Below are 21,194 nucleotides of genomic sequence, written 5' to 3' on the forward strand. Positions count from 1 at the left end.
CCGACCTTAAAGGAACTCGACATCCCCTAACTGGACCTCTCCACGCTGGTCCCCGACGCAAAAACACGCATTGATCGCAGTTCCGATAAAAGCAAAGCGGTAACGTTCCCGGTGCGCACCTATACCATCAAGGCTGTGGAGGATGTGAAGCCGCAAATTACATCCGTCAAAGGCTCGCCGAGCGGGGATGAAATTCCCGAGGGTGGCACTACCGTAGAAACCGCCGTCACACTGACTGGCACTGCGGCCAAGGGCCAGAAAGTTGAAGTGTTCGACGGCACGACGTCCAAGGGGCAGCCCGTAGTTCATGCGACCACCGGCGTCTGGGAACTGGCCGTTAACGAACTTAGCGTGGCCGCGCACAGTTTCAAAGCCAAGGCCTTGTACGGCTCGGGCACAGAGTCGGCAATCCGGACGTTCACCGTGGCAGACAAACTGAAAATCACACACATTCAAGATCCACAGTACATGACGGTCAGTCCCGATGGAACATTCGCCTATGTATGCTGTTATGAATGGCCATTTCGTACAGGTGATAGATCGCTGGACCTGATCAATCTCGCGACACAGACAATAACGAAATCTGTGGTCCCGGACTACTTTGGCTATCACATTAGTGCAGTACTCTCCCCAGACGGCAGGCGAGTCTACGTTTGTGCGGGCAATATCGTCGGGTATGATGCAACTGACTTGACACTCGAACGGACCTACACTCGCAGGCATCACGCTAAATCATTGTCTTTAAGCCCTGACAACACCCGATTCTATTGCGCAACCGATCACATCAGCGGTGAACCCCCTGGAAAACTGGAAGTAATTAATATTGCCGACGGCCAGACTATCCAAACAATAGACGTGGGATATAACTTGGGTAAAACCCTTATAAACCCCGAAGGCAGTCTAGTTTATGTTATAAGCCAAAATGACATAGGTGCTACGCAAGGAGGAGTTGGCGTAATTGATACCAGCACTTTGAGACTTATTGACGTTATAGACACGGGAGACAACTCTTCAGACATGGTCGCAAGCCCTGACTGGGAATTCTTATATGTTACAAGGGAGTATTACAATGAATTAATCGAAATCAGCACCCGCACAAACAAGGTTACACGCCGCATACCAACCAAGTTAAAAATAACAAAGTTAGCAATCACACCAGATGGAAAACACTTGTGTGGTCTCGGGCGTGAAAATAATAACGAAGCCACGATATTCGATACCAACACACTGGATGCTCGCCCCATCCCTGCTGGCCGCAAGCCTTCCGCAGTAGCCTTCAGCAAGGACGGCCAGCGCGTATACATCTGCAATTATCAAGACGACAACTTATGGGATGTCTCGTGGCTATAAGGATTTGAATACCCACTCCTGGAAATTCAAATGAGCGAGCTGTCGTAGCGGATTACGTCCGCTACGACACACATAAACCGCCCTGCACGCCCCCCCTCTTCGCCACCAATCCGGAGTTCCGTCACCCGACGCCCGCACCTTCCCCGGGTACGGCGGGGATACTGCTGCACGATAATTGATCCCCTGGCAGCGAGCGAGAAAACTACGCCTCGACACCTGGACTGTCGCCCGCAAAAGCCACGCCACCCACGCTTATGCCAGCCAGCTCAAGGGCGAACCGGCACTCGGCATCGCACCGATGCTGCCACCGGTGATTCTTGAGCGGATGCGATTGCCGTATGAGATTGTTTTCGTCTGACTTATCACTCGCGCGCGAATGACCATTCGTCGGCACCTGTCAGATCTGACAGGTGCGCAATCCTCCCATTCAGCGCGTAATGACTCCGGTCCCTAACCGACCGGAGTACCTCACCCATGTCCGCCAACGACCTGCCCGAAAACAGCCCCCCGACCTTAAAGGAACTCGGCATCCCCGAACTGGACCTCTCCACGCTGGTCCCCGGCGCAAAAACACGCATTGATCGCAGTTCCGATAAAAGCAAAGCGGTAACGTTCCCGGTGCGCACCTATACCATCAAGGCTGTGGAGGATGTGAAGCCGCAAATTACGTCCGTCAAAGGCTCGCCGAGCGGGGATGAAATTCCCGAGGGTGCCACTACCGTCGAAACCTCCGTCACCCTGACTGGCACTGCGGCCAAAGGCCAGAAGGTTGAAGTGTTCGACGGCGCCACGCCCAAGGGGCAGCCCGTAGTTCATGCGACCACCGGCGTCTGGGAACTGGCCGTTAACGAACTTAGCGTGGCCGCGCACAGTTTCAAAGCCAAGGCCTTGTACGGCTCGGGCGCAGAGTCGGCAGTCCGGACGTTCACCGTGGAAGACAAACTGAAAATCACACACATTCAAGATCCACAGTACATCACGGTCAGTCCCGATGGAACATTCGCCCATGTAGGCTGTTATGGAGATCCATATTATACAGGCAATAGATCGCTGAACCTGATCAATCTCGCGACACAGACAATAACGAAATCTGTGGTCCCGGGCTATGTCATTAGTGCAGTACTCTCCCCAGACGGCAGGCGAATCTACGTTTGTGCGACAAACTTCATCGCCGAGTACGATACAACTGACTTGACACTCGTACGGACCTACACTCGCAAGCACGTCCCTATATCATTGTCTTTAAGCCCTGACAACACCCGATTCTATTGCGCAATCACTCACAGCGACAGCCCCCCTGGAAAACTGGAAGTAATTAATATTGCCGACGGCCAGACTATCCGAACGATAGACTTGGGATATAACCTGGGTAAAACCCTTATAAATCCAGAAGGCAGTCTAGTTTATGTTACAAGCCGAAATGACATAGGTGCTACGAAAGGAGGAGTTGGCGTAATTGATACCAGCACTTTGAGACTTATTGACGTTATTGACACGGGAGACCACTCTTCAGACATGGTCGCAAGCCCTGACTGGGAATTCTTATATGTTGCAAGGAACTATTCAAATGAATTAATCGAAATCAGCACCCGCACAAATAAGGTTACACGCCGCATACCAACCAAGTTAAAAATAACAAAGTTAGCAATCACACCAGATGGAAAACACTTGTGTGGTCTCGGGCCTGAAAATAATAACGAAGCCACGATATTCGATACCAACACACTGGATGCTCGCCCCATCCCTGCTGGCCGCAAGCCTTCCGCAGTAGCCTTCAGCAAGGACGGCCAGCGCATATACATCTGCAATTTTCAAGACGACAACTTATGGGATGTCTCGTGGCTATAAGGATTTGAATACCCACTCCTGGAAATTCAAATGAGCGAGCTGTCGTAGCGGATTACGTCCGCTACGACACACATAAACCGCCCTGCCCCCCCCCTCTTCGCCACCAATCCGGAGTTCCGTCACCCGACGCCCGCACCTTCCCCGGGTACGGCGGGGATACTGCTGCACGATGGCTGTGGAAAAGGGAAGGCCGATAAAAGTGCGGGTGCCAGCGTCACAGCGCCGGACGCTGTTGGGGATTGCGCAACTGATCATGCTGGAAGAGTTGGCGGTGAATCGCGTGCTGGATAATCTGGAATTGCCGGGCTAACCCTCGGCACATCCCCCTCGCAACAGAATGGGGCAACTCCACCGGTGGGTGTGCGCATTCCGACGGAACTGCCGCCCCCACCCATCAGTCGCATGAACAGGCACTCAGGATTCAGAGGAGTAACCGTGTCCAGCGATCCCCAGCCTCACCTCGTCGACGCACCCGCCATTCATCGTCTGCGGGTGCTGACGGTCAATACCCACAAGGGTTTTACCGCGTTCAACCGGCGTTTCATCCTGCCGGAATTGCGTGAAGCGGTACGCAGCACTTCGGCCGATCTGGTGTTTTTGCAGGAAGTGGTGGGTGAACACGAGCGGCATTCGAACCGCTACAACGAATGGCCGCAAACGTCGCAATACGAATTTCTCGCCGACAGCATGTGGAGCGATTTCGCCTACGGGCGCAACGCGGTCTATCCCGACGGCCATCACGGCAATGCGTTGCTGTCGAAATACCCGATCCGCGAATACCGCAACCTCGACGTCTCGATCACCGGCCCCGAACGCCGTGGCCTCTTGCACTGTGTGCTGGATGTGCCGGGGCACGCTGAAGTGCACGCGATCTGCGTGCACTTGAGTCTGCTCGAAAGCCATCGTCAATTGCAGTTGCAACTGCTCTGCCAGTTGCTCGAATCCCTTCCGGACGACGCACCGGTGATTATCGCTGGCGACTTCAACGATTGGCAGTTGCACGGCAACGCCGCCCTCGCCCGTCGTGATTATCTGCACGAAGCCTTTGAGCGCCACCACGGTCGCCCGGCCAAGACGTATCCGGCACGGTTTCCTTTGTTGCGTCTGGACCGGATCTACCTGCGTAACGCCAGCAGTCATGACCCTCAAATCCTTGGCAACAAGCCCTGGACGCACCTGTCGGATCACCTGCCGCTGGCGGTTGAAGTACATCTGTAGCATTACATTGTGCAGGACCGTTCGTCAGACATGCTGTCCGACGCCGGGAAAACCTTCTACACCTGTAAAGGCCAAGGACAGCACTTTCATAACGTTAGGGTTCAGATCTCACGTAGTTCATCAGCAGTTCAGAGGTTTTTTAGATCAGGCACCCATCCAAGGATTAATACCCACTGGTTCCTCCATGGAAATTGCCAACATGCGATCTATAAATTCTTTGAAGGCTTTGCCACAGACTTTACTGCTGCCCGCCTCCTTCCTGCTGCTCGTCAGCCCGCCGGCCTGGTCCGCCTGCGTGTTGACGCCCGGCGCCGGTAACGACACCTTCACCTGTGACAGCGGCACCAGCGGTTCACTGACCGACCTTGCGGGCAACAACAGCCTGACTCTCCCCACCAATGGCACAGGCCGGATCAACGGCAGCGTGACCTTCGGCGATGGTGCCGACCGCGTCGACATACACTCCGGCGTCATCACCGGCGCCGTCAGCCAAGGCAATGGCATTGATGATTTCGTGATGTCCGGCGGTTCGATAGGCTCTTTGGCTCAGGGCGACGGTCGCGACACCCTCCTGATGACCGGCGGTACCATCGTCGGTGCTTTCGAGGACGGCGATGTCGCGCGCATGACCGGCGGCAGCATCGGCCGGGTCGACATGAAGCTCGACAAAAATATTTTCGATCTGTCCGGCGGGCAGATTATCGGCAACCTGGTGACTGGTTTTGACACCGACACCATCATCGTCTCCGGCGGGCGCGTTGGGGGCAATGTCAGTGTCAGCGGCGGCAACGACAGCATCACCGTGACCGGTGGCGAAATCGGCGGCGAGATCCGCGCCAGTACTGGCAATGACACCTTGCTGTGGGACGGCGGTGGCATTATCCGCTCGGCAATCCTTATGGACGTCGGCAATGACAGCGCCACATTGCGCAACCTTGACGACAGCATTCTCGCGCTGACTCCCAGCGTCAATGGCGGTGTCGGTACCGATGTGCTGACTTTCGACAATACGCGCACAGCCCTGCCCGCGCGGTTTATCAACTGGGAAACCGTCAACCTGAGTAACCGTTCGCAACTGGATCTGGGCTCGAGCAGCCTGGTACTGGGCGACGCCGGAACCGGCAGTGGCGTGCTCAATGTCGATGCGAGCAGCGTTGTGCTCGCGACGCAAGGGGCTGTCGCTCCCGCAGTGGCCGGGCAAGCAGTGACGTTCAATAACGCTGGCACCATTGACCTCACCCGCAACACCAGCCGCACCGACGACACGCTCACGGTTCAGGGCAACTATGTCGGCAACAGCGGTCAGTTACTGTTGCAAAGTGTGGTGGCTGGCGATGATTCGCCGAGTGACAAACTGGTGGTCAACGACGGCAGCCTCGGCGGTGCCACGGTGATCAGCGTCAGCAACGTCGGCGGACTCGGCGCACTGACCCAGGCCAACGGCATCCAACTGGTGCAGGCGCAGGGCAGCACGGTCAGTACCGATAACGCGTTCACCCTCAGTGGCCCGGTGTCTGCCGGCGCCTACGATTACTACTTGTTCAAGGGCGGCGTGACTGCCGGTACGCAGAACAGTTGGTACTTGCGCTCAGCCGTGGTTGCGCCGCAGGTGATCAGCGTGCCGAATCCCGATCCAGCGTTGCCGCCGATTCTGGTTCCGGTAGTGGCCACCCCCGTCGCGGCGGCCATCACGCCTATTGCCAGCTCAACTGGCGAACCCGGCGAACCTGCGCCTAACCCGGCACTGGCGGTACTGCCTGTCCTGCCGGCGGCTGTGCCGGGCGCCGAGCCGATTCCTCTCTATCGTCCGGAAGTCCCGACCTGGTCGGTGCTGCCACCCGCTGCGGCGCAGTTGACGCTCAACGCACTGGGCACATTCCATGATCGTCAGGGCGATCAGCGCTTGCTCAGCGAGACCGGCGCCTTCGGTGCAGGTTGGGGTCGGGTTTATGGCAAAAACCTCGATCAGACCTGGGCCGGCACCGTCACGCCGCGCCTGGACGGCTCACTCAATGGTTTTCAGGTTGGCAACGACCTGTACAGTTCGCTGACCTCGGGTGGCCAGACCCAACGTCTCGGTTTCTTCGTTGGCCATAGCCGCTTGCAAGGTGATGTCGACGGCTTCAACGAAGGTTTTCAGGACAACAGCGCCGGCAAGGTCAAACTTGAAGGCGACAGTTATGGCTTGTACTGGACGCTGACTGATCCGTATGGCTGGTACATCGACACGGTGGTGATGGGCACCCGCTTCGACGGCGACAGTCATTCCGACCGCGGTGTCGAACTAGACAACCGCGGACATGCGCTGACGCTCTCGGCGGAAGCCGGTTATCCCTTTGCGCTCAACGACACCTGGGTAGTCGAGCCGCAGGTGCAAGTCATCCACCAGAAAATCTCCCTCGACAGCCAGGACGATGGTATTTCCCGGGTGTCGTTCGACTCCGACGACGCCTGGACCAGTCGCCTCGGCACGCGACTCAAGGGTCGCTATCAGGTCAGCGGTATGCCGCTGGAGCCGTATCTGCGTGCCAACCTGTGGCATACGTTCTCCGGCACCGATTCGGTGACTTTCGACGACAGTGATGTGATCAGCACCGAGCAAAAATCCTCAACAGCGGATGTAGGGCTCGGTGTGGTGCTGACCCTCGACCGCGCAGTGAGTGTCTACGCCAGCACCGATTACAGCCGCAATATTGACAGCAATGACTTGCGCGGCATGTCGGGAAACATCGGGATCCGCATTAGCTGGTGAACCTTCCGTCGGTAAGAAAATGCTCTGGGCCGGCGCTTTCGTTACGTTTTTCCATGCAAACAACCACTTAGTTATGTGCAGAAAAACAAACGCTTGCGTCGGACAATTTGCCACTACCGCTCATCGTTCAATTTCTTGACGCCCGCCCTTCACTCTTCTTATCTCTACCTTACTACCCCCGGAATCCTAACCGGGGCAAGCCTTCGGACTCTCGCGAAATCGAGCGCCCACGGTTTGCCTCGCTCCATTCGGTCGCCCCTCGTTCGGGGTAGGAGAGGCGCCACATCGAGATGCCGCATGCGCCCGCAAGGTAGACCTCCATGAAAACGTCAATCACCCCACACGAGATCAAAATCACTTTTTGCACAGTGTCGAGTTCTATCTTGCTGTGCTCATCCATGGAGGCGCAGGCCGGTTCTGCGGCGGATGAAACGTCCCCTTGGTATCGAGAGAACGTCCCGGTGATGACCTTGCCCGCGACGGTGATCACCCCGGAGCCGCAACGCTTCAGCCAGCGCCCTGACTTGCAAGACTCCCGTCTGATCACCGAAGACCTCGCGCCCGGAGCCTGGGAGCGGTTCTACGGCCAAAGCTCCCGCCAGGCGCAAATCGACGTGCTGTCATCAGGTTTCGCAGTACCCGGCGGTGGCCATTCAAAAGGTCCTGCAATCCTGACACTGCAAAGCGGCAGCGGCGCCACCCAGACCATCGGTTTGATTGGCGGCGTCAACCAGATTCAAGCCAACGGCAACGGTCCGCTCACCAGTCGTGCCCTCGCCGACCCGTCCACCGCCACCCTGAATCTGGAGGGCCAGAGCCTCGGCGCCTATTACAGCCTGACGGGGGCGCAAGGCTGGCACGTCGACCTCTCGGCCAGCGGTGGGCGAGTCAGTGGTTTCAGCCGCAATCAACAAGGTGCGCGGCAAGCCACCGAAGGCAGCGCGATCACCTTCTCGGTCGAGGGCGGCTACCCGATTGGCTTGAGCGAAAACTGGGTGGTCGAACCGCAGGCGCAACTGATCAATCAACGCATCACCCTCGACACACCGTCAGCAGGCTCGGGCAATGCGTCGTCAAGCGACCTGACCTCATGGAGCGGTCGCGTCGGCGCACGGTTGAAAGGCAGTTATGACTTGAACGGTTTGCCGGTCGAACCCTATGTGCGGACCAACCTGTGGCACACGGTGTATACCGGCAGCACGGTGACCCTGGACCAGGTCGACAAGATCAGCAGTAGTCGCAAGTCATCAACTGTGGAATTGGGACTGGGACTGGTGGCGCGGGTGACACCCGTGGTCAGCCTGTATGTCAGCGCCGATTACAGCAGTGACGTCGATGACAATGATTTGAATGGGCTGATAGGCAGTTTGGGTGTGCGGATGCGTTGGTGATCTTCGGACCACCGTAGATCCCTGTGGGAGCTGGCTTGCCAGCGATAGCGCTGGATCATGCAACAGTGATGTTGAATGTCACGCCCTCATCGCGGGCAAGCCCGCTCCCACAGGTTATGCGGCGCCTGGCTAGCCCTGCGGTCGCAAGATCAACACCGCCAGCGGCGGCAGGTTCAGCTCCAGTGACATCGCCTGGCCGTGGCTCGGCACTTCTTCGGTAAACGCCCCGCCGCCGTTGCCATAGTTGGAACCGGCGTAGGTGTCGGCGTCGCTGTTGAGCAGCTCGGTCCAGCGCCCCGCAAACGGCACGCCAACCCGATACGCCTGACGCGGCACCGGCGTGAAGTTGGCTACTACCAAAACGGGCTCGCCGTCCTTGCTCCAACGCAACCAGGCATAAACGCTGTTGATCGCATCGTCACCGATCAGCCACTGAAAACCCTGCGGCGCGTCATCCTGATCGTGCAGCGCCGGCACTTCGCGATACAAGCGATTGAGGTCGCCGATGAGTTTCTGCACGCCTTTGTGCTCGGAATACTGCAGCAGATACCAGTCGAGCTGTTGATCATGATTCCACTCGCGCCACTGACCAAACTCGCAACCCATGAACAGCAGCTTCTTGCCCGGATGGGTCCACATGAAACTCAGGTAGGCGCGCAGGTTGGCGAACTTCTGCCAGCGGTCGCCGGGCATCTTGTCGATCAGCGAATGCTTGCCGTGCACCACTTCATCATGGGAAATCGGCAGGATGAAGCGCTCGGACCATGCGTAAACCAGACCAAAACTCAGCTCGTTGTGATGATGGGCGCGGTAGACCGGATCCTGCTGAATGTAATGCAGCGAATCGTGCATCCAGCCCATGTTCCATTTATAGGCAAAGCCCAGGCCGCCCTGCTGTGTACTCTGGCTGACGCCCGGCCACGCGGTGGACTCCTCGGCGATCACCAAGGCACCCGGAGCTTCGAGCTCAACAACATCGTTCAAGTGGCGCAGGAAGTCGATTGCTTCCAGGTTTTCACGTCCGCCATGGCGGTTCGGCACCCATTCGCCAGCCTTGCGCGAATAGTCGCGATAAAGCATCGAGGCCACTGCATCGACGCGCAGACCGTCGATGTGAAAATGCTTCAACCAATGCAGCGCCGAGGCAAGCATGTAGCCATGTACTTCGGTGCGCCCGAGGTTGTAGATCAGCGTGTCCCAATCCTGATGGAAACCTTCCAGCGGATTGGCGTATTCGTACAGCGCCGTGCCGTCGAACTGGGCCAGACCGTGGGTATCGGTTGGAAAGTGCGCCGGCACCCAATCGAGGATCACCCCGATCTCGGCGCGGTGGCAGGCATCGACGAATTCGCCGAACTGTTCCGGGGTGCCATAACGCGCGCTCGGGGCGAACTGCGAGAGCAGTTGATAGCCCCACGAGCCACCGAATGGATGCTCCATGATCGGCATCAGTTCTATGTGGGTGAAACCCAGTTCCTTGACGTACGGAATCAGCCGTTCAGCCAGTTCCGGCCAGCTGTACTGGCGCGCCACTTCACCGAGATCATCCAGCTCGCATTGCCACGACCCAGCATGCAGCTCGTAGATTGACAGCGGCGCCGCATGTTTCTGCCGCTCGCGGCGGCTGTTCATCCAGTCCTGATCCTGCCAATTGACCTGCAATGGCGCGGCGACTTTCGACGCGGTGTCCGGCGGCAGGCTGGTGGCCAGCGCCATCGGGTCAGCCTTGAGCGGCAGAATCCCGTGAGCACCCAGTATCTCGTATTTGTACAGCTCCCCCGCTTGCAGGCGCGGGATAAACAATTCCCAGACCCCGGAAGGATGGCGCAGGCGCATTGGGTGGCGGCGACCGTCCCAGACGTTGAAATCACCGACCACCGAGACCCGCCGCGCATTCGGCGCCCACACTGCGAAACGTACACCGTCGACGCCATCAACCGTTTTCAGTTGTGCGCCGAGGCAGGCACTGAGGTCACGGTGATTGCCTTCGGCGAACAGATACAAATCCATTTCGCCAAGCAACTGCCCGAAGCTGTAAGGATCCTCGGCAACCTGCTCACCACCGGCCCAACGGGTGCGCAAGCGATAGTGCCGCTCCACGTTGAAGTGGCCAACAAACAGCCCTGGCGTCTCGGTTTGCTCCAGCGCGCCGAGTTCTTCATCGCTGTCCTTGGCCAGCACGGCAACGCTTAGCGCACCGGGTAGATAGGCTCGAATGAACTGCCCGCCAGCGCCATCGCCGTGCGGGCCAAGAATGGAAAATGGATCCGGGTGTTCCGCACGTACCAGCGCGTCGATGTCTTTCGCCGACGGCAGTAACGCTTCTTTAGCGTGACCCTGTTCCTTGTTCGAGAAACTCATGACTACTCTCCACCAAGATCGGAAAAGGGTTTAAGCCCCGTCAATAACCCATACAAACCGTGCAACGGCACGGGCAGCCACGTGGGGCGATTTTCGGCTTCATAGGCCACTTCATAGGCCGCCTTCTCCAGACCGAACAGCGCAAGCGCGGCGTCGGCACCTTCAGGATCCTGCCAGGCATGATCAAGACTAGCTGTCGCTTGGCGATATGCCTCGACAAATGCTGCACGCGCCTCGAGCAGATACCGTTGCGCCACCCGACGGCGAGCGTCTTCGGATTCCGAGCTGTGATCGACGTTGTGCACGTTGATGGTCATCGCTGCGGCGTAGTCGAAAGAACGCAGCACTCCGCTGACATCCTTGTAAGGACTGTGCTTGCCACGGCGTTCGCTCAGTGGTCGCGCGGGCTCACCCTCGAAATCGATCAGATAAGCATCGCCCTTGATCACCAGCACCTGGCCCAGGTGCAAGTCCCCGTGGACACGAATACGCAAACCACCGACGGCTTTTTTCGCCAGATCCTGCACATGGGCAAGGATGGTTTTCTTCTCGTCGAGCAGCCGTGCGACCAGTTTCTGATCCGCAGCACTGAGTTGCCCCTGATGTTGCTTCAAGAGTTTCAGCGCATGCTCGACCTGCGCCACGACGTCCTTGCCGGTCGCTTGCATATCCTTGGCCGAACTCACCTGTGGCGCAAAATCGGCGTTGTCGGTCGGCGCAGCCAGCAGCTGGTGCATCTCACCGAGGCGCTGGCCGAGCATACCGGCAAAATCCTTCAACTCGCCCAAAGCGTTGTAGTGCTGATCCTGCTCGGACATGGAGTCGGCCAATTCATCGCGCAACGCCCGTTCGAGGTTGTTCTGCGTCCATTCCCACGCATCGCCCTGATTGCTCAAATAACCTTGGGCGATCATCAGCAGGTTATCTTCGCCCTTGGCGTCACGACGGATCACCGATCCCAGCAGCGGCGAGATATTGGCAAATCCGGCAGCGGTCAGGTAAGCGCTCATCTCCAGTTCCGGATGTACGCCAGACGCTACTTTACGGATCAGCTTAAGCACCAGGCTGTTGCCGATCACCACGGAACTGTTGGATTGCTCGGCCGACAGATAACGTACTTCAGAGTCAGCACCCAGGTTGAGTGTTTCCAGATGTGCCGTCGGTGCGAAACGGATTTCGCCATCGGTCGATTCCAGCACGGTGTTGTTCTGCATGCCTTGCAGCACCGCATGGACAAACCCTTCAAGGCTGAAGGCGTCAGTGATCAAACCTACCTGACGAACCCGACGCACGCGGGCCAGTGCCAATTGCTGCGGCAACGGTGGCCCGACGTAATCTTCGGCGATAAAGCCGAACGGCAGCTGATAACGGCTGGTCTGGCCACCACTGGTGACTTCGATTTCGCTGAGCAACACGGGTTGCTGCGCATCGCCAAACCGCACGCCGTAAGCCAGATTGACCTTCTCGATGGCCGCATCCTTGCCGGCGAACCAGCGACGGTTTTGCAGCCAGCTCGGCAGAATGCTCTGCTCCAGCGTCGTCCGGGATGGTGCTTCGAGCAGCTCTTCCATGCGTTTTTTCAGCACGAGCGTGGTGAAGTCCGGCAGGCTCTGTACCGGTTCCACGTGCCAGCTCGGCATCTGGTTTTCGGTCGCCAGGGCGAACCAGTAGAAACCGTACGGCGCCAGGGTCAGGAGGAAATTCAACTGGCCAATCGGCGGAAAAGCATTACCGCCGAGCATTTCCACCGGCACCATCCCGGTGTAGGCAGACAGGTCGAGTTCCGCCGCCTGAGCACTGCGCGACACGTTGGCCACGCAAAGAATGATCTCGTGTTTGCCGTCGGCATCGGTGAATTCGCGGGTGTAGGCCAGAATCCGGCGGTTGCTCGGCGAAAGCATTTTCAACGTGCCGCGCCCGAACGCCTTGGACTGTTTGCGCACAGCGAGCATGCGCCGCGTCCAGTTCAGCAGCGAGTGCGGGTCGCCGGCCTGGGTTTCGACGTTGACGGACAGATAACCGTATTGCGGGTCCATGATCGGTGGCAGCACCAGGCTGGCCGGATCGGCGCGGGAGAAGCCGCCGTTACGGTCGATCGACCACTGCATCGGCGTGCGCACACCGTCACGGTCACCTAGGTAGATGTTGTCGCCCATGCCGATTTCATCGCCGTAATACAGGGTTGGCGTGCCCGGCATCGACAGCAGCAGGCTGTTGAGCAACTCGACGCGACGACGGTCGCGCTCCATCAACGGCGCCAGACGTCGGCGAATACCGAGGTTGATCCGTGCGCGACGGTCAGCCGCGTAGTAATTCCACAGGTAGTCGCGTTCCTTGTCGGTCACCATTTCCAACGTCAGTTCATCGTGGTTACGCAGGAAAATCGCCCACTGACAGTTGGCAGGGATTTCCGGGGTCTGGCGCAGAATGTCGGTGATCGGAAAGCGATCTTCCTGGGCCAGCGCCATGTACATGCGCGGCATCAACGGGAAGTGGAAAGCCATGTGGCATTCGTCGCCATTCAGGCCTTCGGCGTCGGTGTCACCGAAATACAGCTGAGTGTCTTCCGGCCATTGGTTGGCCTCGGCGAGCAGCATGCGGTCCGGGTAGTTGGCGTCGATTTCGGCGCGGATCTGTTTGAGGACGTCGTGGGTTTCCGGAAGGTTTTCGTTGTTGGTGCCATCGCGCTCGATCAGGTACGGAATCGCGTCCAGACGCAGACCGTCGATGCCCATGTCCAGCCAGTAGCGCATCACCGACAGCACGGCTTTCATCACTTGCGGGTTGTCGAAATTCAGGTCCGGCTGGTGCGAATAGAAACGGTGCCAGAAGTACTGGCCGGCGACCGGGTCCCAGGTCCAGTTGGACTTTTCGGTGTCGAGGAAAATGATCCGCGTGCCGTCGTATTTCTGGTCGTCGTCCGACCACACGTAGAAGTCTCGCGCCGCCGAACCGGGTTTGGCCTTGCGCGCACGCTGGAACCACGGATGCTGGTCGGAGGTGTGGTTGATGACCAGCTCGGTGATCACTCGCAAACCGCGCTTATGCGCCTCGGCGATGAAACGCTTGGCATCGGCCATGGTGCCGTAATCGCTGTGCACGCCGCGATATTCGGCGATGTCGTAGCCATCATCGCGACGTGGCGAGGGATAGAACGGCAGCAACCAGATGGTGTTGACGCCGAGTTCGGCAATGTAATCGAGTTTGGCGATCAGGCCGGGAAAGTCGCCGATCCCGTCGTTGTTAGAGTCGAAAAACGATTTGACGTGAACCTGATAAATCACCGCGTCCTTGTACCAGAGCGGGTCTTTGATAAAGGTGGCTGCCTTGGGTTTCTTCGCCATTTGAAACTCCTGCGTTCAATTCTGGAAGCCAACCGGCGTCCTGAAAAAAATGGTGGTCATTGTGGGAGCTGGCTTGCCAGCGATAGCGGTGGTTCAGCGATAAACAAGCAAGCTGCCAGAACGCAATCGCTGGCGAGCCAGCTCCCACATTTGATAGTTGTCGGGCTCAGGAATGACTGATCCGCCAGATGCCGAACGGCTGATACGCCGGATCAAGGCGCATGAACTGGTACTTGCCATGCCAGTCCCAGCGGTGCCCGTTCATCAAGTCTTCGCCGTGCGTGGTTGCATCGTCCGGCAGGCCCATTTCCCATAACGGCAGCTCGAAATTCGCTTCCTGCACGTTATGCGGATCGAGGCTCACCGCCACCAGAATGAAATTGCTGCCATCGGCGCTGCGTTTGCCGAAATACAGAATGTTGTCGTTCCACGCGTTGTAGACCTGCAAGCCCAGATGGGTGTGCAGCGCGGGGTTTTGCCGGCGGATGCGGTTGAGCTGGGCAATTTCGGCAATGATGTTGCCCGGCGCATTGAAGTCGCGGACGCGGATTTCGTACTTCTCGGAATCGAGGTATTCCTCCTTGCCCGGCACCGGCGCCGCTTCGCACAGTTCAAACCCCGAATACATGCCCCAAAGACCCGACCCCATGGTCGCCAGCGCCGCACGAATCAGAAAGCCCGGGCGCCCGGATTCATGCAGGAACGCCGGGTTGATGTCAGGCGTATTGACGAAGAAGTTCGGTCGATAGCATTCGCGCCACGGCGACTCGTTCAGCTCGGTGAAGTACGCGGCCAATTCGGCCTTGGTGTTGCGCCAGGTGAAATAGGTGTAGCTCTGGGTGTAACCAACCTTGCCCAGGCGCGCCATCATCGCCGGCGTGGTGAAGGCTTCGGCGAGGAAGATCACTTCCGGGTGCAGCGCCCGCACATCGGCAATCAGCCATTGCCAGAACGGCAGCGGCTTGGTGTGCGGGTTGTCGACGCGAAAGATCTTCACGCCCTCCTCGACCCAGCCAATGACGATGTCCCGCAGCTCGACCCACAGACTCGGGATCGAGTCCGGCGCATAAAAGTCGACGTTGACGATGTCCTGATATTTCTTCGGTGGGTTTTCCGCATATTTGATGGTGCCGTCCGGCCGCCAGTTGAACCAGCCCGGATGCTGTTTGAGCCACGGGTGATCCTGGGAACACTGGATCGCGAAATCGAGGGCGATTTCCAGACCATGATCGGCAGCCGCAGCCACCAGCCGACGGAAATCCTCACGCGTGCCGAGCTGCGAGTGAATCGCCTCGTGGCCACCCTCCTCGCTACCGATGGCGTACGGGCTGCCGGGATCATCCGGCCCAGCGGTCAGGGAATTATTGCGGCCCTTGCGGTGGGCGCGGCCAATCGGGTGGATCGGCGTGAAGTACAGCACGTCGAAACCCATGTCCTGAATCATCGGCAACCGCGAGTGCACGTCATTGAAAGTGCCGTGACGGTTGGGATCGTCGGTGATAGAGCGCGGAAACAACTCATACCAACTGGCGAACTCGGCCAGTTCGCGCTCGACATCCATGGGGAATTCAGCGCTGACGCTGAGATAAGCGCGGTGATCCGCCTGGGCCATCAGTTGCGCACTGCGCGAGTGCAGAAACAGCGCGACCTGCTCGGTTTCGAGCAGACCGGACAGTTCATGGTGCAGCGCGGCCAGTTGTTCGCTGAGCTGACCTTCACTGCGCTCGGCGGCGTGTTGCACCATGCTGCGACCTTCTTGCAGCTCCAGCGAAACCGGGACGGCGGCGTTGTGTTTCTTTTCCAGTTCGTACTGGAAACTGGCGAAATGGTCGATCCACGCTTCGACGCAATACAAGAATCGCCCTTGGTGTTCCGGGCGGAAACTGCCACGCCAGCCGTTGTTGCCCAGCTCCGACATGACTTCGCTTTGCCAGGTTTCCTGACCTTCCTCGCGCCAGCGAATGCGCACGGCGAGCTTGTCGTGACCGTCGGCAAACACCTTGCTGGTAACGATCACGTCGCGCCCGGCAATCGACTTCACGGCGAACTGGCCGCCATCAAGAGTTGGCATAGTGTCTTCGATAACGATGCGAGGCAGCAGCAATGCCTGCGATAGCGGCATGTGCGGGTTATAGCTCAGCTCTGAGGGTTTTTCAGCAGTCATCGAGCATCTCTCCTTTACGCCCCAAGGACGCTCTTGTGCCGGTTCAGTCTTCACAACAAAGCACCTGCCCCGGAATGAACTCACTTAGGTTCCGAGCGACCGCGGCCGAGAAAAGTTCACAGCGATTTGTCTGTTTGAACCGGCGGATCGAATTCGTCGCGAGGTGGTCAATCCACTTAAGCACTTCTCACGCCATGTGCCACACGGAGGTCTACCTGATGAACAACCCGTTCCCGGCGGAAACGCCAGATCCGAACATCGACAACCCGACCATTCCTGAAACCGAACCGCAACCGATCCCCGAGCAGGAGCCGCCAGGCACCACGCCACCGCCCAAGGAAGAGCCTCCGACAACGATGCCGCCGGTGATCCTCTAAACCGAAATGATCGCTCCTACGCACAGTGTGGGAGCGATTGATTACAAGCGATCATCCTTCTGCTCATCCTTGTCAAAAGGCTGATCGTCCTTGTCGAAGATGCGCACGATCCTCGGCATCAGGCTGAAAATCCCCAGTGTCAGCAGGGTACTGAACAGTGCGGTCGCCTCCTTGCCCAACCCGGCTGCGACACCGATTGCTGCCGTCATCCACAACCCGGCAGCGGTGGTCAGGCCTTTGACGTGCCCTTCATCACCCTCCTGATTTTTCAGAATGGTGCCGGCGCACAGGAAGCCGATCCCGGCAATCACCCCCTGCAACACCCGGCTCATCGCGTCGGACTCTGCACCCGAGGTCTGCGGCACCAGCACAAACATTGCCGCACCCAGCGCCACCAGCATGTGCGTTCGCACGCCCGCAGCCTTGCCCTTTTGCTCGCGCTCGAAACCGAGAATCCCGCCAAGGATCGCCGCCACCAGCAGGCGCACGGTAATGCGCGTCAGTTGCGACGCATCACCGATGTCGGCGAATTCCGCTTGCAGCGTTTCCAGCACCTCTTCCCACCACGCGTTCATCGTGCAGTCCTTGTTATGGCTATATAAGCGATGGACAGCGGCGACCATTAATCAGTTGCGCAGAACGATCTGCGAGTCCTGTGCCCTAACCTTTCAGATACCCGTGAAAAAAGGACCGCCTCATGACCGTTCGAATCGATGAAACCAATCCCGACTCAAAAGTGTGTTTTTTCACCGTTGAAAATGGCGAGGAAATTCGCATCTGCGACACCCTTGAGGTCAAGACAGATAGCGAAAAAGCCATGTCATTCGTAGAAATCGAAGCGCGGCGCGTCTACATCACCGAAGTAGAGGCCGACGCCTTGACCGTTGCAGGCGTCAAGGACGGGCGTAAGCATTTGAAGGCCGATACGAGTGATTCGGTGATTTGATTGACCTTGGTCAACACTTCGCGCAAACGTCTGCTTCAGGCGTTTGCGCCTTGGCCTGCGGGCTGCTTCAAGTTGTCGCAGGCGCTGCATCAAAGTTCATCTGATACGGTTTTTATTGAATTAGCTGAGTCTGTTATGCAAACAGATCGACGCTCATAGTTCATCGGCCTGATGGAGGCTGATGAGCGAATGACCATGAGCGAACAAATCCCCGTCCGAACCGTAGAAGCAACCCCCACCATAGCTCCTCATATAAAAAAGGTGCCCGCACGCCCAATGAAGGCGACGGCCAAGTCCAGCGACAACCAGATTCATACCCGCAGTTTCACCGGCCTGTTCCGCACGCTGCGCATGAGCGGCGCGGGGTTTCTGTTTTTGCTGTTCTTTGGCACGGTGTGGTTGAACTGGGGTGGTCGTCAGGCTGTGTTGTGGGACCTCGCGGAAAGCAAATTCCATATCTTCGGCGCGACCTTCTGGCCACAGGATTTCATCCTGCTCTCGGCCCTGTTGATCATCGCCGCGTTCGGCCTCTTCGCCATCACCGTGTTCGCCGGGCGCGTCTGGTGTGGTTACACCTGCCCGCAGAGTTCGTGGACGTGGATCTTCATGTGGTGCGAGAAGATCACCGAGGGCGAGCGCAACCAACGAATCAAACTGCAAGCCGCGCCCTGGGGCTTGAACAAACTGGCGCGCCGCGCGGCCAAGCACACCCTGTGGCTGGCGATCAGCGTGCTCACCGGCCTGACCTTTGTCGGTTACTTCACGCCGATCCGGCCGCTGGCCGAAGAGCTGCTGACCCTGCAAATCGGCGGGGTCAGCCTGTTCTGGGTGCTGTTTTTCACCGCCGCGACGTACATCAATGCCGGCTGGCTGCGCGAAGCCGTGTGCATGCACATGTGCCCGTATGCGCGGTTCCAGAGTGTGATGTTCGACAAGGACACCCTGGCTATTTCCTACGACGTGGCCCGCGGCGAAAACCGTGGCCCGCGCAAACGTGATGTAAAACCGCTCGAGGCCGGGCTGGGCGATTGCATCGACTGCCAGTTGTGCGTGCAGGTGTGCCCGACCGGTATCGACATTCGTGATGGTCTGCAGATGGAGTGCATCGGTTGCGCGGCGTGCATCGACGCCTGTGATTCGATCATGGACAAAATGAACTACCCGCGCGGCTTGATCCGCTACAGTTCGGAGCGCGAATTGCAGGGCGGCAAAACACATCTGCTGCGGCCACGGCTGGTCGGTTACGTGGCGGTGCTGCTGGTGATGATCGGCGCACTGGCATTGGCCTTGGTGGAGCGGCCGATGGTGTCGCTGGACGTGACCAAGGATCGCGGATTGTTCCGCGAAAACGGTCAAGGTCAGATCGAAAACATCTACAGCCTCAAAGTCATCAACAAGACCCAGCAACGCCAGGATTACCGTTTGAGCCTGGTCGACGGTGAGGGCTTCCAGTTGCAAGGCAAAACCGAACTGAGCCTGGCGCCGGGTGAGATTGTCGATGTACCGGTGTCGGTGGCGATGACCACGGAGCGGCCGAGCAGCAGCTCGCAGACCTTGAGTTTCAAGATTGCCGACAGCGATGAGCCAGAGGTTTATAGCGTGGCGAAAAGCAGGTTTGTCGCGCCGATGAATCGCTGAGTCGTTAGAATCTCTGCCCTCACCCCCAGCCCTCTCCCAGAGGTAGAGGGGGCCGACCGAGGTGTCATTCGCTATGCATCGACCTGGGCGACCGAGTCGATTATGGGTTCAGAGAAGCGCGTACTTTCAACATTCAACACGGTCAGTCCCCTCTCCCTCTGGGAGAGGGCTAGGGTGAGGGGCAGTTGCCTGGCACCCCACACAGCCAACAAGCACCAAGGCCCTCGATGAAACGCTACGAAAAATTCGCCGAAGACATCGCAGAACTGATCCGCTCCGGCGTCCTGGGCCCCGGCCAGCGCGTGCCATCGGTGCGCTACGCCAGCCAGACTTACGGCGTCAGCCCGTCCACGGTGTTCCAAGCCTATTACCTGCTCGAACGTCGTGGTCTGATTCGCGCCCGGCCCCGCTCCGGTTACTTCGTCAATACCCATGCACCGAGCCCGTTCTCGGAGCCGGTGATCAGCAGCCACGTCAACGATTCCACCGAAGTCGATGTCAGCGAACTGGTGTTCTCGGTACTGGAGTCGATCAAGGACCCAAGCACCGTGCCATTCGGCTCGGCATTTCCCAGCCCGACGCTGTTCCCGTTGCAACGGCTGTCGCGGTCACTGGCCAGCGCCGCACGGGAGATGGACCCGCGCATGGTCGTCACCGACATGTCGCCGGGCAACCCGCAACTGCGTCGACAGATCGCCCTGCGTTACATGGTCGGCGGCTTGATGCTGCCGATGGAGGAACTGCTGATCACCAACGGCGCCCTCGAAGCCCTGAACCTGTGCCTGCAAGCGGTCACCGAACCCGGCGATCTGGTGGCCATCGAAGCCCCGGCGTTCTACGCCAGCCTGCAAGTGCTGGAACGACTGAAACTCAAAGCCGTGGAAATCCCCGTGCACCCGCGCGACGGTATCGACCTCGGCGTGCTCGCGCAGACGCTGGAACGCCATCCAATCAAGGCCTGCTGGTGCATGACCAGCTTCCAGAATCCGATGGGCGCGACCATGCCCGAGGCCAAGAAACAGGAACTGGTCGAACTGCTGCGCCGCCATCAGGTGCCGCTGATCGAAGACGACGTCTACGCCGAACTCTATTACGGCCAACAGGCGCCAAAACCGGCCAAGGCTTTCGATACCGAAGGGCTGGTGATGCATTGCGGTTCGTTCGCCAAGAGCCTGGCCCCCGGCTATCGCATCGGCTGGGTCGCGGCTGGGCGCTACGCGCAGAAAATCGAACGGCTGAAACTGATGACCTCGCTGTGCGCCTCAATGCCGGCGCAAGCGGCGATTGCCGACTACCTGCAACACGGTGGCTACGACCGGCACCTGCGTAAATTGCGCTATGCGCTGGAAGAACAGCAGAGCGCGATGCTGGCGGCGATTGCCCGGTACTTCCCGGCGCAGACGCGGGTCAGTCAGCCGGCGGGCGGCTACTTTTTATGGCTGGAATTGCCACCGCAGATGGATTCGTTGAAGTTGTTTCAGATGGCGCTGGCGCAAGGCATCAGCATCGCGCCGGGGCCGATCTTCTCGCCGACGCAGCGGTTCAGGAACTGTATTCGCTTGAATTACGGCAGCCCGTGGACCGAGGACTCGGAGAAGGCGATGGAGACGCTGGGGCGGATTGTGCGGTCGTTCTGAAAGTTTGAGGTTGATGGCACTGGCCTTATCGCTGGCAAGCCAGCTCCCACAGGATTCGATGTCGCTCACAAATTGCGTGTTCAACACAAATCACTGGGGGAGCTGGCTTGCCAGCGATGAGGCCAGACCAGACAAAACAAAAGATCGCAGCCTGCGGCAGCTCCTACA

The 21,194-nt window shown here is 58.5% G+C and carries 13 protein-coding genes and 2 pseudogenes; 11 read left to right on the forward strand and 4 right to left on the reverse strand.

All coding sequences use genetic code 11. The features are described from left to right. Nucleotides 1–111: 111 nt before the first annotated feature. From JJD74_RS13140 to JJD74_RS13165, 7 genes and pseudogenes are all read left to right on the forward strand, one after another. Nucleotides 112–1,350, forward strand: a complete 1,239-nt coding sequence (locus tag JJD74_RS13140) for a YncE family protein (RefSeq protein WP_200614457.1) — start codon at nucleotides 112–114, stop codon at nucleotides 1,348–1,350. A 175-nt stretch (nucleotides 1,351–1,525) separates the two neighbouring features. Beyond that, nucleotides 1,526–1,708: pseudogene (locus JJD74_RS13145) on the forward strand (PIG-L family deacetylase); the annotation flags it as partial. Nucleotides 1,709–1,824: 116 nt separating this feature from the next. Then, entirely contained in the window at nucleotides 1,825–3,198 is a 1,374-nt protein-coding gene (locus tag JJD74_RS13150) for a YncE family protein (RefSeq protein ID WP_200614459.1), read from the forward strand. Between the two features lie 205 nt (nucleotides 3,199–3,403). Continuing rightward, nucleotides 3,404–3,508, forward strand: a pseudogene (locus tag JJD74_RS31450) (DUF6124 family protein); the annotation flags it as partial. A gap of 125 nt (nucleotides 3,509–3,633) precedes the next feature. Further along, on the forward strand, nucleotides 3,634–4,416 hold the full coding sequence (locus JJD74_RS13155) for an endonuclease/exonuclease/phosphatase family protein (RefSeq protein ID WP_042558998.1): 783 nt from the start codon (nucleotides 3,634–3,636) through the stop codon (nucleotides 4,414–4,416). A gap of 199 nt (nucleotides 4,417–4,615) precedes the next feature. Then, nucleotides 4,616–7,168: an autotransporter family protein gene (locus tag JJD74_RS13160; protein ID WP_200614462.1), complete on the forward strand. Its 2,553-nt coding sequence runs from the start codon at nucleotides 4,616–4,618 to the stop codon at nucleotides 7,166–7,168. A 320-nt stretch (nucleotides 7,169–7,488) separates the two neighbouring features. Continuing rightward, nucleotides 7,489–8,559, forward strand: a complete 1,071-nt coding sequence (locus JJD74_RS13165) for an autotransporter domain-containing protein (protein ID WP_200614464.1) — start codon at nucleotides 7,489–7,491, stop codon at nucleotides 8,557–8,559. A 129-nt stretch (nucleotides 8,560–8,688) separates the two neighbouring features. Here the strand turns inward: JJD74_RS13165 and glgB are convergent, their stop codons facing one another. The 3 genes from glgB to JJD74_RS13180 form a co-directional block, all read right to left on the reverse strand. Next, complete coding sequence (gene glgB, locus JJD74_RS13170; protein WP_115147910.1) at nucleotides 8,689–10,920, reverse strand: 1,4-alpha-glucan branching protein GlgB; 2,232 nt, start codon at nucleotides 10,918–10,920, stop codon at nucleotides 8,689–8,691. Between the two features lie 2 nt (nucleotides 10,921–10,922). Then, nucleotides 10,923–14,264 carry a maltose alpha-D-glucosyltransferase gene (gene treS, locus JJD74_RS13175; RefSeq protein WP_200614473.1) on the reverse strand — a complete coding sequence of 1,114 codons (3,342 nt, stop codon included), beginning with the start codon at nucleotides 14,262–14,264 and terminating at the stop codon, nucleotides 10,923–10,925. A 166-nt stretch (nucleotides 14,265–14,430) separates the two neighbouring features. Next, nucleotides 14,431–16,428, reverse strand: coding sequence for an alpha-1,4-glucan--maltose-1-phosphate maltosyltransferase (locus JJD74_RS13180; RefSeq protein ID WP_200614476.1), 1,998 nt, complete (start codon nucleotides 16,426–16,428; stop codon nucleotides 14,431–14,433). Between the two features lie 218 nt (nucleotides 16,429–16,646). Here JJD74_RS13180 and JJD74_RS13185 point away from each other — a divergent pair, with 218 nt between their 5' ends. Beyond that, on the forward strand, nucleotides 16,647–16,805 hold the full coding sequence (locus JJD74_RS13185) for a hypothetical protein (RefSeq protein WP_164488111.1): 159 nt from the start codon (nucleotides 16,647–16,649) through the stop codon (nucleotides 16,803–16,805). A gap of 41 nt (nucleotides 16,806–16,846) precedes the next feature. On the opposite strand, the gene JJD74_RS13190 is transcribed toward JJD74_RS13185, so the two are convergent. Then, nucleotides 16,847–17,380, reverse strand: coding sequence for an MgtC/SapB family protein (locus JJD74_RS13190; RefSeq protein ID WP_042558993.1), 534 nt, complete (start codon nucleotides 17,378–17,380; stop codon nucleotides 16,847–16,849). A 122-nt stretch (nucleotides 17,381–17,502) separates the two neighbouring features. On the opposite strand from JJD74_RS13190, the gene JJD74_RS13195 reads away from it, so the two are divergent. The 3 genes from JJD74_RS13195 (at nucleotide 17,503) to mapR (ending at nucleotide 21,026) form a co-directional block, all read left to right on the forward strand. Further along, nucleotides 17,503–17,751 (forward strand): DUF3203 family protein, encoded by a 249-nt coding sequence (locus JJD74_RS13195; RefSeq protein ID WP_200614478.1) that lies wholly within the window; start codon nucleotides 17,503–17,505, stop codon nucleotides 17,749–17,751. Nucleotides 17,752–17,946: 195 nt separating this feature from the next. After that, entirely contained in the window at nucleotides 17,947–19,389 is a 1,443-nt protein-coding gene (gene ccoG, locus JJD74_RS13200) for a cytochrome c oxidase accessory protein CcoG (protein ID WP_047300934.1), read from the forward strand. 227 nt (nucleotides 19,390–19,616) lie between these two features. Next, nucleotides 19,617–21,026 carry a GntR family transcriptional regulator MpaR gene (gene mapR / locus JJD74_RS13205; protein ID WP_042558991.1) on the forward strand — a complete coding sequence of 470 codons (1,410 nt, stop codon included), beginning with the start codon at nucleotides 19,617–19,619 and terminating at the stop codon, nucleotides 21,024–21,026. Nucleotides 21,027–21,194 lie beyond the last annotated feature (168 nt).

The organism is Pseudomonas sp. MF6776, assembly GCF_016613125.1.
Lineage (GTDB): Bacteria > Pseudomonadota > Gammaproteobacteria > Pseudomonadales > Pseudomonadaceae > Aquipseudomonas > Aquipseudomonas iridis.

Excerpts from the sequence above, each read along its gene's own strand:
- JJD74_RS13150 (WP_200614459.1), top strand. The coding sequence starts at position 1,825 with ATGTCCGCCAACGACCTGCCCGAAAACAGCCCCCCGACCTTAAAGGAA.
- JJD74_RS13160 (WP_200614462.1), top strand. The coding sequence starts at position 4,616 with ATGCGATCTATAAATTCTTTGAAGGCTTTGCCACAGACTTTACTGCTG.
- JJD74_RS13165 (WP_200614464.1), top strand. The coding sequence starts at position 7,489 with ATGAAAACGTCAATCACCCCACACGAGATCAAAATCACTTTTTGCACA.
- glgB (WP_115147910.1), bottom strand. The coding sequence starts at position 10,920 with ATGAGTTTCTCGAACAAGGAACAGGGTCACGCTAAAGAAGCGTTACTG.
- treS (WP_200614473.1), bottom strand. The coding sequence starts at position 14,264 with ATGGCGAAGAAACCCAAGGCAGCCACCTTTATCAAAGACCCGCTCTGG.
- JJD74_RS13180 (WP_200614476.1), bottom strand. The coding sequence starts at position 16,428 with ATGACTGCTGAAAAACCCTCAGAGCTGAGCTATAACCCGCACATGCCG.
- JJD74_RS13185 (WP_164488111.1), top strand. The coding sequence starts at position 16,647 with ATGAACAACCCGTTCCCGGCGGAAACGCCAGATCCGAACATCGACAAC.
- JJD74_RS13190 (WP_042558993.1), bottom strand. The coding sequence starts at position 17,380 with ATGAACGCGTGGTGGGAAGAGGTGCTGGAAACGCTGCAAGCGGAATTC.
- JJD74_RS13195 (WP_200614478.1), top strand. The coding sequence starts at position 17,503 with ATGACCGTTCGAATCGATGAAACCAATCCCGACTCAAAAGTGTGTTTT.
- ccoG (WP_047300934.1), top strand. The coding sequence starts at position 17,947 with ATGAGCGAACAAATCCCCGTCCGAACCGTAGAAGCAACCCCCACCATA.
- mapR (WP_042558991.1), top strand. The coding sequence starts at position 19,617 with ATGAAACGCTACGAAAAATTCGCCGAAGACATCGCAGAACTGATCCGC.